This is a genomic window from Tsuneonella rigui, from assembly GCF_003958625.1.
Taxonomy (GTDB): domain Bacteria; phylum Pseudomonadota; class Alphaproteobacteria; order Sphingomonadales; family Sphingomonadaceae; genus Tsuneonella; species Tsuneonella rigui.
The window spans coordinates 365,075-377,668 of sequence record NZ_RSEL01000028.1; the positions used below are offsets into that span (position 1 = coordinate 365,075).

The 12,594-nt window shown below is 63.8% G+C and carries 17 protein-coding genes and 1 tRNA gene; 6 read left to right on the forward strand and 12 right to left on the reverse strand.

Annotated elements, in window-relative coordinates; genetic code table 11:
- Positions 1-264: 264 nt before the first annotated feature.
- From ELY12_RS13180 to ELY12_RS13190, 3 genes are read right to left on the reverse strand one after another with little or no spacing between them, the layout of a single operon-like run.
- Positions 265-1,224, reverse strand: a complete 960-nt coding sequence (locus ELY12_RS13180) for an NAD(P)/FAD-dependent oxidoreductase (protein WP_126177150.1) — start codon at positions 1,222-1,224, stop codon at positions 265-267.
- Between the two features lie 4 nt (positions 1,225-1,228).
- Positions 1,229-1,843, reverse strand: a complete 615-nt coding sequence (folE, locus tag ELY12_RS13185) for a GTP cyclohydrolase I FolE (protein WP_126177151.1) — start codon at positions 1,841-1,843, stop codon at positions 1,229-1,231.
- Positions 1,844-1,879: 36 nt separating this feature from the next.
- Positions 1,880-2,206: an HIG1 domain-containing protein gene (locus ELY12_RS13190; RefSeq protein WP_241229869.1), complete on the reverse strand. Its 327-nt coding sequence runs from the start codon at positions 2,204-2,206 to the stop codon at positions 1,880-1,882.
- 59 nt (positions 2,207-2,265) lie between these two features.
- Here ELY12_RS13190 and ELY12_RS13195 point away from each other — a divergent pair, with 59 nt between their 5' ends.
- Positions 2,266-2,856, forward strand: coding sequence for a PAS domain-containing protein (locus ELY12_RS13195; RefSeq protein WP_126177152.1), 591 nt, complete (start codon positions 2,266-2,268; stop codon positions 2,854-2,856).
- 46 nt (positions 2,857-2,902) lie between these two features.
- Here ELY12_RS13195 and ELY12_RS13200 read toward each other — a convergent pair whose 3' ends face one another.
- Positions 2,903-3,478, reverse strand: a complete 576-nt coding sequence (locus ELY12_RS13200) for a fasciclin domain-containing protein (protein WP_126177153.1) — start codon at positions 3,476-3,478, stop codon at positions 2,903-2,905.
- A 201-nt stretch (positions 3,479-3,679) separates the two neighbouring features.
- Entirely contained in the window at positions 3,680-4,759 is a 1,080-nt protein-coding gene (locus ELY12_RS13205; RefSeq protein WP_126177154.1) for a type I restriction endonuclease, read from the reverse strand.
- 313 nt (positions 4,760-5,072) lie between these two features.
- Between ELY12_RS13205 and ELY12_RS13210 the strand changes: the two genes are divergently transcribed.
- From ELY12_RS13210 to ELY12_RS13225, 4 genes are all read left to right on the forward strand, one after another.
- On the forward strand, positions 5,073-5,324 hold the full coding sequence (locus tag ELY12_RS13210) for a hypothetical protein (RefSeq protein ID WP_126177155.1): 252 nt from the start codon (positions 5,073-5,075) through the stop codon (positions 5,322-5,324).
- Positions 5,325-5,482: 158 nt separating this feature from the next.
- Positions 5,483-5,836: a DUF3489 domain-containing protein gene (locus tag ELY12_RS13215; RefSeq protein WP_126177156.1), complete on the forward strand. Its 354-nt coding sequence runs from the start codon at positions 5,483-5,485 to the stop codon at positions 5,834-5,836.
- Complete coding sequence (locus tag ELY12_RS13220; RefSeq protein WP_126177157.1) at positions 5,833-6,279, forward strand: DUF2924 domain-containing protein; 447 nt, start codon at positions 5,833-5,835, stop codon at positions 6,277-6,279. Before ELY12_RS13215 ends, ELY12_RS13220 begins: the two co-directional genes overlap by 4 nt.
- On the forward strand, positions 6,272-7,936 hold the full coding sequence (locus ELY12_RS13225) for a recombinase family protein (protein WP_241229870.1): 1,665 nt from the start codon (positions 6,272-6,274) through the stop codon (positions 7,934-7,936). The genes ELY12_RS13220 and ELY12_RS13225 overlap by 8 nt, the downstream gene beginning before the upstream one ends.
- Before the next feature lie 189 nt (positions 7,937-8,125).
- Here ELY12_RS13225 and ELY12_RS13230 read toward each other — a convergent pair.
- The 4 genes from ELY12_RS13230 to ELY12_RS13245 form a co-directional block, all read right to left on the reverse strand.
- Positions 8,126-8,201: transfer RNA gene (locus ELY12_RS13230), tRNA-Lys, on the reverse strand.
- A 27-nt stretch (positions 8,202-8,228) separates the two neighbouring features.
- A complete protein-coding gene (folK, locus tag ELY12_RS13235) occupies positions 8,229-8,732 on the reverse strand; it encodes a 2-amino-4-hydroxy-6-hydroxymethyldihydropteridine diphosphokinase (protein ID WP_338142070.1) in 504 nt (167 codons plus the stop codon).
- Entirely contained in the window at positions 8,717-9,586 is an 870-nt protein-coding gene (aguB, locus tag ELY12_RS13240) for an N-carbamoylputrescine amidase (protein ID WP_126177158.1), read from the reverse strand. Before aguB ends, folK begins: the two co-directional genes overlap by 16 nt.
- A gap of 10 nt (positions 9,587-9,596) precedes the next feature.
- Positions 9,597-10,361 (reverse strand): SIMPL domain-containing protein, encoded by a 765-nt coding sequence (locus tag ELY12_RS13245; protein ID WP_241229871.1) that lies wholly within the window; start codon positions 10,359-10,361, stop codon positions 9,597-9,599.
- Between the two features lie 98 nt (positions 10,362-10,459).
- Between ELY12_RS13245 and msrA the strand changes: the two genes are divergently transcribed.
- Positions 10,460-10,990 (forward strand): peptide-methionine (S)-S-oxide reductase MsrA, encoded by a 531-nt coding sequence (gene msrA, locus ELY12_RS13250; protein WP_126177160.1) that lies wholly within the window; start codon positions 10,460-10,462, stop codon positions 10,988-10,990.
- 78 nt (positions 10,991-11,068) lie between these two features.
- On the opposite strand, the gene ELY12_RS14375 is transcribed toward msrA, so the two are convergent.
- The 3 genes from ELY12_RS14375 to ELY12_RS13260 all read right to left on the reverse strand — a co-directional run.
- A complete protein-coding gene (locus ELY12_RS14375; RefSeq protein WP_164549513.1) occupies positions 11,069-11,245 on the reverse strand; it encodes a hypothetical protein in 177 nt (58 codons plus the stop codon).
- Entirely contained in the window at positions 11,242-11,658 is a 417-nt protein-coding gene (rnk, locus tag ELY12_RS13255; RefSeq protein ID WP_126177161.1) for a nucleoside diphosphate kinase regulator, read from the reverse strand. The genes ELY12_RS14375 and rnk overlap by 4 nt, the downstream gene beginning before the upstream one ends.
- 171 nt (positions 11,659-11,829) lie before the next feature.
- On the reverse strand, positions 11,830-12,594 hold a 765-nt coding region (locus ELY12_RS13260), incomplete at its 5' end, for an RsmB/NOP family class I SAM-dependent RNA methyltransferase (RefSeq protein WP_164549514.1).

Sequence of the window (12,594 nt, forward strand, 5' to 3'; positions counted from 1 at the left end):
GCTCCTCTGCCGATAGGAGGCTTTGGGGGATCAACCCAGAGATGCGGCGAGCAGACCGATATGCGCCACGACTGCAATGACCGCAGCGGCGACAACCTTCATTGAGCTTGCATTGACTGCGACCATGACCGGTTCCGATCTTCGACGTGATTGCCGTATGATGAGCCTTTCGCCCACGGTGGCGCGGCTTGCGAGATGGCCTTTGGTGCATGGTGGCGGGGCGGACTGGCAAACCAGCACGCACTCCGCGGACCATCAGAGGCTTCAGGATGCGGAACCTTTGACAAGCGCAGCTCCGAGGCACCGGTCGGCAAGGCGGCGCCCCGAAAGCCACGCGCATTCTATCCTCGGGCCAAGGAGCCAGTCGCCACATACCCCAAGCTGCAACTCGGCATTCCACAACGCGCCGTCGCCTGTGCCCGCCGAAAGCGCATAACGCCACCGGTGCGCGGTCGCGGCGACCGGCTGGGGAAGCTCTCTCTGCGCGGCCTGGCCAAGAGCGCTCAGCAGAAGAGGCGCGATCTCCTCGGGCGGATCCTCAAGTCTGTCCAGGGACCAATTTCCGCTCGCCTGGACGACCCAGCATTCTGGCTCGGCCCGCGCTGGCTTGTCGCTGTTGCGGGCTGCCCACGATACAGGCCCCTGATTGCGTATGACGGTTGGCAAACTGTCCAGCCGCCGATCGAAGACAAACATCGCGGTCCAACAGGGCTGTGACCGGGCGACCAGGGCGATCCGCGTCATGTCAAAATCGTGCAGAGAAAGAATCGCGGCGGCTTGCTCTGCCGGAATGGCGAGAATGACCGCATCGAAAGGCCCCTCCTCCTGCCCATCGCCGATGATCCGCCACCCGCCGTCGTCGCGAGCCACGCTTTTGACGAGATAGTTCCACCTAACCGCGTGCGGTGCGGCCATCTGCTTAATTACGGCGTTCATGCCGGGGATGCCGATCCATGCATCTTTCCCCGCTGGAACCCAGGGAGTAGCTATACCGGCTCTCCGCCACCGCGCCACCAGCTGAGCGAAACCTGGATCGCGAACCGTGAAGTACTGCGCGCCATGATCGATCGACACCTGGCCTAACGGGGTGTGCATCCGGCGGGTGGCCATCCTGCCGCCTGCGCCGCGCCCTTTGTCGAACAGTTCTGCCGAATGGCCTGCGGATGCGAGAGCATCTGCGCAGGCGAGCCCCGCCATTCCGCTTCCGATGATGGCGAAGCGCATCGTATCAGTGCCGCAAGTTCATCAGCGACAGTACTTCGTTCCGGCTCTGCTGGTCGTCCAGAAAGCAGCCGAGCATCCTGCTGGTGATCATGCCGACGCCACTCGTTTTGACGCCCCGTCCGGTCATGCAGCCATGCTGCGCCTCGATCATCACGGCAACGCCGCGCGGTGCTAGCTCGTCCCAGATCGCTTGCGCGACCTGAGCGGTAAGGCGTTCCTGCACCTGAAGGCGGGATGCATAACCGTTGAGGACGCGCGCAAGCTTGGAAATACCGACCACCCGTCCCGCGGGGAGATAGGCAATCGTCGCTGTCCCGGTGATCGGCGCCATATGATGCTCGCAATGCGATTGGAACGGAATGGCCCGTAGCATCACGATTTCGTCGTAGCCGCCGACTTCGTCGAACGTCCGCGCAAGATGTTCGCCGGGGTCTTCATCGTAGCCGCGGCAGTATTCGCGCCACGCCCTAGCCACCCGCCTGGGTGTGTCTCGCAATCCCTCCCGAGCGGGATCGTCGCCGGCCCAGCGGATCAGCGCACGGATGGACTCTTGCACTTCGTGCGGAACGGCGTCGTCCCCCGCTGCCGAGAACTGCTCGTGATCGGTTATCGTGTTCATAGAGGTCCCTGCGCGAAAGGAGTGAGCGATCCGAGGTCAGCTTGCCAATGAGCCGAGAAGAACGATCAGCAGGATCGCGATGCCTTGAAAAAACACACGCTGCGCCATCATCCGGTTTTGTTTCACTCCGAACGCCTCGGCTGCCGGGCTGCCGTGAGCGCGAATGTGTTCGGCATCCTTGAAGAAGGCGGTCAGGCCCCTGACCAGCGCTACCACGACTGCAACCGCGAACCCGGCGACGAGCAAGATGAGGACGATGTTCACGTGCTCGACCGGAATCGGCGGGCGTGGGACCGGATTGCCGGCAAAAGCGGAGCGGTGAGCGAATTCATGCGACCATTTGAGCGTCTCGGGCGTGCTCACCAAGATGGCCGAAGGGACACTTCCGGAAGGGTCAGGTATCGCCTAGTATATCCGCGCGTATGTCACTTTCGCTCATGATCGGGTCCAGTCCCATCGCCGCCGTGATGAGCGACCCGCGCCTGCCGGACAACCCGATTGTCGAATGCAACGAGGCGTTCGAAAGGCTGACCGGCTATCGCAGAGACGAGATCATCGGGCACAACTGCCGGTTCCTCGCGGGCGCTGATACCGAGCCGTGGCTAACCGAGATGTTACGCAACGGAATACGCCGCCGGCAGCCCGTCATGGTTGAAATCCTCAACTACAAGAGGAACGGGACCCCGTTTCGCAACGCGGTGATGGTCGCGCCCATCTTTGATGCCAACGGTGACCTTGAGTACTTCCTCGGCTCGCAAGTCGAGATCGCGGAAGACGTTGCGCGCGCCAACGATGCACGGCGCAAGGAAGCTCACGATCGTGTCACTGCGCTCAGCCGGAGACAGCGCGAGGTGTTGCTGCACATGGCGGCAGGCAAGCTCAACAAGCAGATTGCCTATGAACTCGAACTCAGCGAGCGCACGGTTAAGATGCACCGTGCCGCCGTCATCGGGGCTCTGGGCGCAAAGACCAGTGCTGATGCCATCCGCATAGCGATCGAGGCAGGCTATTAGGGGTGCGGGGCCACCGAGGGAAAGTGGCCCCGCCCGGGCAAGGGGGTCAGCCCGGAAGTGAGACCGCGTCGGTGACGTGGATAACGCCATTGGATTGCATGACATCGGCCTGGGTTACATGCGCGACGCCGCCCTTGGCGTCAGTCAGCATGACAACGCCGTTCATGACACTGGCGGTCAGTTGACCGCCCTGAACGGTCGTGAGGCGCGCCGTGCCCCCGCCGGCTTTGATCAGCTTGAGCAGATCGGCTGCGGTCACACGACCCGCCACCACGTGGTAAGTAAGGATGGACTGGAGCGTACCAAGGTTAGCGGGCTGAAGCAGCGTGTCGACCGTACCGGCTGGAAGCTTGGCGAAGGCATCGTTCGTTGGAGCGAACACCGTGAAGGGGCCGGGGCCTGAAAGTGTGTCGACCAATCCGGCTGCCTTCACCGCGGCTACCAGGGTTGTATGGTCGCGCGAGTTCACCGCGTTCTCGATAATATTGCGCGAGGGGTACATTTCTGCTCCCCCGACCATGGTGGTGGAGGCCGTTGCATCGGCGCCTCCTTCGTCCATCGTTGTACAACCGGAAAGCGTGGCAAGGCCGAGGGCCAACGCTGCTGCAGTAGTTATCTTCATCCTGACATTCCTCTGGTTCTGGAGGATGCCAACTAAGCGGCGTACAGTGGCGCAGGAACATGTCCCTTAGGCCGTACTGGCGCGCTTTGCTCGAGGCCCAGATCGATCGGCCACTATATTAACAGCAAATCGAAGCGTCCGGTTTCGGGGCTGGTCGACGGATCATCGGATGTCCAGAATTGGGGCGCGAAGCAGACTTTGTCAGCTGTTCGGCAGAACCACATCGATTTCAGCGGCGCTCAAACCGTAGATCTCGCGAGCGGCGTCGATGATGGACTGCTTGGTACGGTTGTCGATATTGAGACCGACGAGCCAACCGGGAGCTATTTCCGCAGCTCTAGCGATGTCGGGCCGCCGTGGATTGATTTCCTCCGGAGTACGTCCGATGTGCTGCATCGTTTTCGACCGAACCGCCTCACCCAAAGAAGAAATGCGGGTTGGATCGCGCGCGACGATGACCCTCAGGATATCGACAAGCGCACGGCTGGCGTTAGGCGCGGATCGCGCGTCCCCGAACAAATTGTATTGAATCGCAAGCTTGCCGGTAGCGGCATTCGAGAATTCGGTAGCGGCGGGCTTGGGGGCGGCCGCCATCGGGACCGCGCCGCCCTTCTGTGCTGATTGCCGCAGTTCGCCGAGATAATCAGCAGTCGCGGCCTCGTCAGGGCGGAACCCGCAGATTGCTTCGACCTTGTCCTGAATCAGCTCGATCAACTTGTCATTCCGTTCGCTCACCAGCTCGGCCCAAGCTTCAGGCAAGTTCGAAGTCGCCTCGCGCCTCGTGACGGCCGCGTCGTGATCCTGCCAGGCCGCCTCTATGGCCGAGCGGTTCTCAACCCGATCCCGGGAAAGATACCGCACCAATACAGCTTGCGCCTCCTCGGCTGATCGATCGTCGAGTTGCAGACTGTAAAAGCGCCGGTCGCCGAAGGCCCCGAGACCACCGGGCAGGTAGAAGTTCCAGGTTCGCCCGTCAGTCATCACTGCCAACTGGACGCCCACCTCGTAGCAATAACGGAACAGCTGGTCCTCACCATCGAGCGATCGGCCGACTGCCTTGACCTCGATGATCGCGAGCGGACGTCCGCTTCGGTGCAAGAGAGCATAGTCTGCCCGCCCCGCACCCGAGATCGAGTACTCCGGGCACACCTGCTTCGGATCAGCTGTATTCCAGCCCAATTGACGCAAGACCGGGACGACGATGCCTTCGCGCACGGACGCTTCGTTCGGATAAGAACGCGAAGCCAAGCGTACGCCGATATCGGCGAGAAGATCCTGCATGTTCCGGCTGGCCCTTCCTGTCGCCCTTATGTCCACTCGGAGCGACGGCCAAAGCCGGATGTTGGAAACCTGCACACAGACAGGCGCATACGCCTTTAGGCCGAAGCCCTGGACATGCGCGCATGCCACCCGGCCGTAGCCAGGCAGCTGTGTGAAGGGGTTTCCACGCCCCGCTCCCTCGCTTGAGAGAGCGGCAACATTCTGTGCGCTCGTCTTTGCGATAGCAATAGCGGTGTCCCGAGAGCGCTCTCCGAGTTGACTCCTGACGCGAAGGAAGCGTGTTGCTCAGGTAACACAGTATTGGAGAACAAATGTGCGCGATCTACCGATCGGATTGGTGCTGCTCGGGACAGTGTTGGCTCTGCCAGCTTGCGAGAAGCCTGAGACAGTTGTCGAACGCGCGGAGCGACGCGATCGGATTGTCAAGCGCCTCGGAAGTCCGGATGAGAAATGCGAGAGCAAGCGTGAGGTCGCCGAGGCTTACCTCGAAGCAAACGACGAGGAAGGCTATCTGAGTGCCAAGATCATGGCGGACAGTGCCTGCCTCGATGCGAGAGAACACTGATAGTTTTTCAGCGACAATCCACTCGACTTCGAGGCAGCAGCAAGCATTGGTGTTCATCAGGCCGGACCGGGACCGGTCACCCGGAGGCGAGCTGACGCCTGACCGGGCCTGAGCTGGTGGGACGGCATGTGTCGATCCCTCAACTCAGGAGACATTACATGACCAGCATCAAAACGCAGGCTGCCGCCGCGAAGCGTCCGCGCCGCCTGGCGCGCGAACCGAGGCCCCAGCAAAGCGCTGGCGCCGGCAACTACGCGAGCGGCAACGCACCGGACGAACAGATCTCGCCGACCAAAGCTCCGAAGGTAGAAAGCAAGAACGAAGCTGTCCTGGCCATGCTCAAACGGCCAGATGGCGCAACGCGGGACCAGATGGTGGAGGCGACCGGCTGGCTGCCGCATACCACCCGTGCGGTACTGACCGGCTTCAAGAAGAAGGGGTACTCGATCACGAGCGAGAAGGTCGGTGGCGTCCGCGTCTATCGCGTCGCTAACGGGGCCGCGTCTCAATGACATTAAGCGAGCAGATTGAGCGGCTGACCTCGATGACGCCAGCTGAGGTCAGAGTCGAGTGGCGCAGCGTTTTCGGCCATCCTGCGCCGCCGGCCTTCGGCACCGCGCTTGCCGTCCGCGCCATCGCGGCGCGGTATCAGGAGAAGGCGTTTGGCGGCCTGACGAAAGCCGAGATGCGCGTGCTCGAAGGACAGGTGAAGAAGAACGAGCGCAAGCCTCGCGCGGCCACCGTGGTGAAGCCGGGCACCTGGCTGTCGCGCACCTGGCACGGGGAGGTCCACGAGGTCGTGGTCCTCGAACGCGGCTACGAGTACCGCGGAACGCGGCACCAGTCGTTAAGCGCGATCGCTAGAATGATAACCGGCGCCAAGTGGTCGGGCCCGCGCTTCTTCGGTCTCAACAGCCCGCGCCTCGGTAGCCTGAGGGTTGCTGCCGGTGCGTAAGGACGCCCGCCCCATCCGCTGCGCAGTCTATACTCGCAAGTCGACCGACGAGGGATTGGACAAGGCCTTCAACAGTCTCGATGCGCAGCGGGAAGCGTGCGCTGCTTACGTGATGAGCCAGCAGCATGAAGGCTGGGAACTGCTTCCAGATCTTTATGATGACGGTGGATTTTCCGGCGGGTCGATGGATCGACCGGCCCTGCGTCAGCTCCTTGCTGATGTGAAGGCAGGCAAGGTCGATGTGGTGGTGGTCTACAAGATCGACCGGCTGACCCGCAGCCTGGCTGACTTCGCCAAGATCGTGGACGTTCTCGATGCTGCCGAAGCGTCCTTCGTCAGCGTGACGCAGGCATTCTCGACCACGACCTCGATGGGCAGACTTACCCTGAACGTGCTGCTCTCGTTCGCCCAGTTCGAGCGGGAGGTCGGGGCAGAGCGCATCCGCGACAAGATTGCGGCGAGCAAGGCCAAGGGCATGTGGATGGGGGGCGGAGTTCCGCTCGGGTACGAAGCCAGGGACCGCCAGCTGGTCGTCGTGCCTGACGAGGCCGAGACGGTGCGGCACATCTTCGAGCGTTATCTCGAGGTCGACTCCATCCGGACACTCGTTGATCGGCTCGAAACAGAAGGCGTGGTCAGCAAGCGCCGCACATCCCGCAGCGGACGAGTAACCGGTGGCCAGTCGTTCAAGCACGGCGCGCTTGCCTGGCTGCTCAAGAACCGGACTTACGTCGGTGAGGTGGTGCATAAGGACAAAGTCTATGCTGGCCAGCACGAAGCGATTGTAGGCCGGGAACTGTTCGATGCGGTCCAGCAAAAGCTGAGCGATCGGTCGTCACCAGGCTCTGCTGGTGGACCGTATCGACGCGTGGCGCTGCTCGCTGGCATGATACGCGACCATCGAGACAGGCCAATGTCACCTGTGCACACGCGCAATCATGGGCGACGCTACACATACTATGCTTCGAACATGAACGATGACAGGAGTGCGTCGGCCCTACGCTTGCCCGCAGGCGAGCTGGAAGCTTCGGTACGAACCACCATCGCTTCGTGGATCGAGAACTCCGGTAACTTGGCCGCGCTGGCGACTGGCGCGGCCGCCGATGAGGCCAGGCACTTCTTCGCTGTATGCTCGGAGGTCGCTCGCACGATCATCCTGGATCCCGTCCTCGAAGCGAGGTGCCAGCTTCGCAAGCTCGACATGAAAGTTCAGGTAACTCCGAGCGGCGCTCAGGTGACCTTCGATGCCGGCCTTCTGAGAGTAGAGGCGGGCCTGGCTTCTGCTCCCCACGAGACAACGCTATCCATTCCCACCTCCAGCGAAGTCTTTGGCCACGAACCCCGGCTCCGGCTTGAGCCGGCAGCGGGCGCACCGCCGGTCGCCAACCGTCACCTGGTTGAGTTGCTTGGCCGCGCGGTTGCTGCACGGCAAGAGCTTCTAGAACTCACGGATAACATGGTGGCCGCAGTGCCAATTACCCGGCTGAGGCACCTCCAGCGCCTGGCTCGACTGAGTTATCTTGATCCTGACATAATCCGCTCGATCATCAACGGAACGCAACCGCGCAGAATGCTGGCTCGCGATTTGTGGCGGCTCGCCGACCTACCTCTCGAGTGGACAGCCCAGCGAGAGATGCTCGGCGTCAGCGCCATCTAGCAACAACCTTTCAGTAGGTCGCTTTTTTTGGCCGCGGAGAACTCGCGACGATTTGCGACCTGAACAGAAGGTCGTTTGGTCTCCCGACCTACCCTCCCAGCCTTGAGCCAGCGCAAACCCCCGGAAAAGCGGCGAGAAAACGCGCATGCGCGGCGGGACAGGAGAGAGGCGCAATTTCGGGAGACTGCGTGGTGAGCCCTGCTGGGTTCGAACCAGCGACCTACTGATTAAAAGTCAGTTGCTCTACCGACTGAGCTAAGGGCCCAAACACTGCGGTCTGGCGCTCGGCGCCCTAGGGCAGCGCACGAGCGCGGGTCAAGCGGGCGTGGAGGTGGCGGATCGTTTGGCCGGTCACGGGGTCGCCCCAGTCGGCGGCGATGGCGCGCGCCGGCGCGAGCACGAAGGCGCGGGTCCGGAACTCGCTATGGGGGACGACCAATCGCCTGCTTGCCCACGCGCCACCGCTCCACAAGACAATGTCGAGATCGAGCACCCTCGCGCGCCAGTCTTGGCCCGAGCAACGGCGGCCGAAGGCGTGCTCGATCCGGTGCAGCGCATCGAGCAGGTCCTCCGGGGCGAGATTGGTCGACACGATGGCGGCGGCATTGGCGTAGCGTCGGCGCGAGGGGCCGAGCGGGGCGCTGCTCACGATCGGCGAGACGGCCTCGACCCTTGCAACGTCCGCCAGTGCGCCGACCGCCGCCCTCAGCACCTCTCGCGGTCCGCCATGCCGCGCGTGGCGCATGTTGGAGCCGAGCGCGATCAGGTAACGGTGCGCCGTCAGATGTCCTCGCAGATCCGTCCGTAAAGCTGCGGCCGGCGGTCGCGGAAGAAGCCCATGCCGGCGCGGTGCTTGGCGGCGCGATCGAGGTCGATCGTCGCGCTCAGCACCCCGCTCTCGCCCGCGCCGAACTCGGCGGTGTAGTCGCCCCATTCGTCGGAGATGAAGCTGTGGCCGTAGAACTTCGCGCCGTCCCCCCCCTCATCAGCTTCAATGCCGATGCGGTTGGCGGCGATCACCGGCATGCAGTTGGACACCGCATGCCCGATCATCGCGCGGCGCCACATGCGGCTAGTGTCGAGGTCGGCGTCGTAGGGCTCGGACCCGATCGCGGTGGGGTAGAACAACAGCTCGGCCCCCATCAGCGCCATCACCCGCGCGCATTCGGGGTACCACTGGTCCCAGCACACGCCGACGCCGATGCGCGTACCGGCCACGTCCCACACCTTGAACCCGTCGTTGCCGGGGCGGAAATAGTACTTTTCCTCGTACCCCGGCCCGTCAGGGATATGGCTCTTGCGATAGGTGCCGAGGATCTCGCCACCGGCGTCGATCATCGCCAGCGTGTTGTAGTAGTGGTGCCCGTCGCGTTCGAAAAAGCTGGTCGGTATGGCGATCTTCAGCTTGGCCGCCAACGTGCGCATCGCCACCACCGAGGGATGCTCCGCAGCCGGACGAGCGAGCGCGAACAGTGCCTCGTCCTCGACCTGGCAGAAATAGCGGCTCGAGAAGAGCTCCGGCGGGCAGACGATCTGCGCGCCCTTACCGGCGGCCTCCTCCACCAGCGCCGACACGGCATCGATGTTTTCCTGTTCGTCGTGCGACGACAGGTCGAGCTGGAGCGCGGCGACGGAGACGGTGCGGGCCATGGCGCGCGAGTTAGGAAGGGGTGAGCGCGAAGTCCACCTGAATGAAGACGTCGGAATTGGTCGTGCCGACCATCATCCGCGAACCGCCCGCGGCCACGGGCGGTGGCGGAGGCGGCGCGACCGCCATCGCCTGCTCGGCCACCGGGCGAGCGGCATCGATCGCGGTCGCATCCGCCGCGCGGAAGTAGGTATTGCCCTGACTCCCGCCCGCATCGCGGATGTAGAGCACGCGGCTGACCTCCATGCCCGCCGCCTTGGCATAAGCCTCCGCCCGCTTCCGCGCCGCCTTGTAGGCGTCGGCGTAGGCAAGGTTGGCGGTCGCTTCCGGGTCGGTCATCGACAGGTTCGGGCCGGAGACGATATTCGCCCCCGCCTCGGTCACCGCGGTCACCGCCGCGTTCGCCTTCGAGACGTCACGCACTGTGACGTTGACCACGTTCATCGCCTGGAACTGGCCGCGGCGGTCGCCGTAATCGATCCGATTGACGGTGACCGCACGGGTCTGGATGTCCTTCTCGTCGACCCCGACGCCCTTCAACGCGGCGACGATCTCGTCGATCTTTTTCGCGTTCGCCGCGCTCGCATCCTTGGCGGAGCGGGCCCAGGTCTCGATCCCGGCCTGGAACTCGGCCTTGTCGGGCCGCGATTCGGCGTGTCCCGAGGCGCTAACCGAGAGCAATGTCTCGTTGCGATCGACCCCGCGCGGATCTTTGCCCCCACCACTGCAAGCGGCGAGCAACGGTAATGCAAGCAGGGCGAACGAACGAACACGCATGGCGACCTCCAAAGACCAATGATACATTGTCACACGCAATCCGCGCGATGACAAGCGCTCCTGCGCTTCCTATCTCCGCTCGCGATAAGGAGATTGGCATGAACGAGCAGGTAATCGTGGCCGGCGGCTGCTTCTGGTGCACCGAGGCGGTGTTCCGCGACGTCGTGGGCGTGAGCGCGGTCGAGAGCGGGTATATCGGCGGCACCGTCGCCAACCCCACCTACAAGCAGGTGTGCGGCGGCGATACCGGCCATGCCGAGGCGATCAGGGTCACCTTCGATCCGGCGGTCATCAGCCTCGCCGAAATGTACGACGTGTTCCTCGGCACCCACGACCCGACCCAGCTCAACCGCCAGGGCAACGACATCGGCACCCAGTACCGCAGCGCGATCTTCCCATTGGACGACAACCAGCGCCAGGAAGCCGAAGGCGCGATCGATCGCTGGAACGCCGAGCACGGCGGCAACGCGGTGACCACGATCGAGGAAGCCAGCGAGTGGTACCCGGCCGAGGACTACCACCAGGAATACTGGGAAGGCGAAGGCCAGCGGAATCCCTACTGCCTCGCGGTCATCCCGCCCAAGCTGATGAAGCTGAGGAAGAGCTTCCAGGACAAGGTGAAAGTCTGACCCGCCCCGGGCGGGGCGCCTTCCGAACGGAATTCGGGGAGAACTGCGTCGGCGTCACCAGCCGACAGCTTCGCGTGGTCAGTCGCCGCGAAGCAATTTGTCGACGTGCAGTTCCGCCGCAATGTCGTCCCGGAACCGGCCGAAATGCTCTCCTTGCCGCCAAACATCGAAGCGGTATCGGCCGAAGGTGATCTTGCGCGCGATGACGATGTGCCCGCGATAATTGCGGCAGTTGGCACTCTCCATCGCGATCACGCGCCGAAATCCGGCTGAGCGACCTGAAGGATGCGCAGGCGCCGCACGGTCCCGGCGCGATTTGGCCATTCGATACTCGCGCCCTCCGGCATGCCGATAAGTGCCGCGCCGATGGGAGTGACCACCGACACGCGATCGTGCTCGCTGTCCGCGTCTCGAGGATAAACCAGCTGAACGCGGCGCGTGCGGCCTGTCGCTTCGTCCTCGAACAGGACATGCGACAACATGGTCGCCACATTTATGGGCAGAGATTGCCGCTCGAATATCTCCGCTCGTTCAAGTTCCTCCAGGAGCAATCGCGCCCCCATCGATGACGTTGCGAGCGAAGAAAGAGCGAGGCCCGACAGCGCGTCGGCCTCGGTATCGATCAACGTGATGGGTGGACGCGCGGGGTCCGCTGCTACTGTGTGCATGGCTCGAAATCCTGAGAAACCGTCCGTTAGTCACGGACTGGAAGATGCTTCCGTGGACGCCCCGAGCTCGATTTGGGTGAGCTCGGGGCTAGATGCCTGCGAGCAGTTGGCCACCGTGAAAGCGGCTTCTGGTTGGCTGAGTGACCATCGCTTCAAGGTGGTCGGTGTGCGCTAGGTAGTCAAGTGACCGACTTTCCACCGCGCGACAAAGAACCCGTCGAGCCCCCCCACCTCGGCCAGCAATCCCGGATGCGTGCGCAACCAGCCTTCGGCCGTCGGTTCGAGGCCGGCCGGTGCTTCGCCAGCCCCGATCGGCAGCGGCAGTAACGCGACTGGCGGGGCTTGCGCCTCGCCCTCTTCCGGTTCGAGCGAGCAGGTCGCGAAGACCAGCACCCCGCCGGGCGCGAGCCAGCCGGTGGCGCGCGCCAGCAGGGCCGCCTGCAGGTCCGCCATCTCGGCGATCTGGCGGGGGCCGATGCGGTGGAGGACGTCGGGGTGGCGGCGGCAGGTGCCCGTCGCGGTGCACGGCGCATCGAGCAGGATAGCGTCGTACTGGCGCGACGGCTCCCACTTTAGCGCGTCGGCCGCGACGACTTCGGCGGTGAGACCGGTGCGGTCGAGGTTCTCCACCAGCCGGTCCAATCGCTTGACGCTCTTGTCGAGGCTGGTCACCTGCCAGCCGGCGGCGGCGAGCTGCAGCGTCTTGCCGCCGGGCGCGGCGCACAGGTCGAGCACGCGGCGGCCCTCGCCCGCGCCCAGCAGGCGCGCGGGAATCGAGGCGGCGAGATCCTGCACCCACCACGCACCTTCCTCGAACCCGGGCAGCCGTTCGACCGCGCTGCCGCGCGGCAGGCGGACATGCCCGGGGGCGAGCGACACGCCGCCGAGTTCGCTTGCCCAGCGCTCGATCTCGGACGGATCGCGCAGCGACAGGTC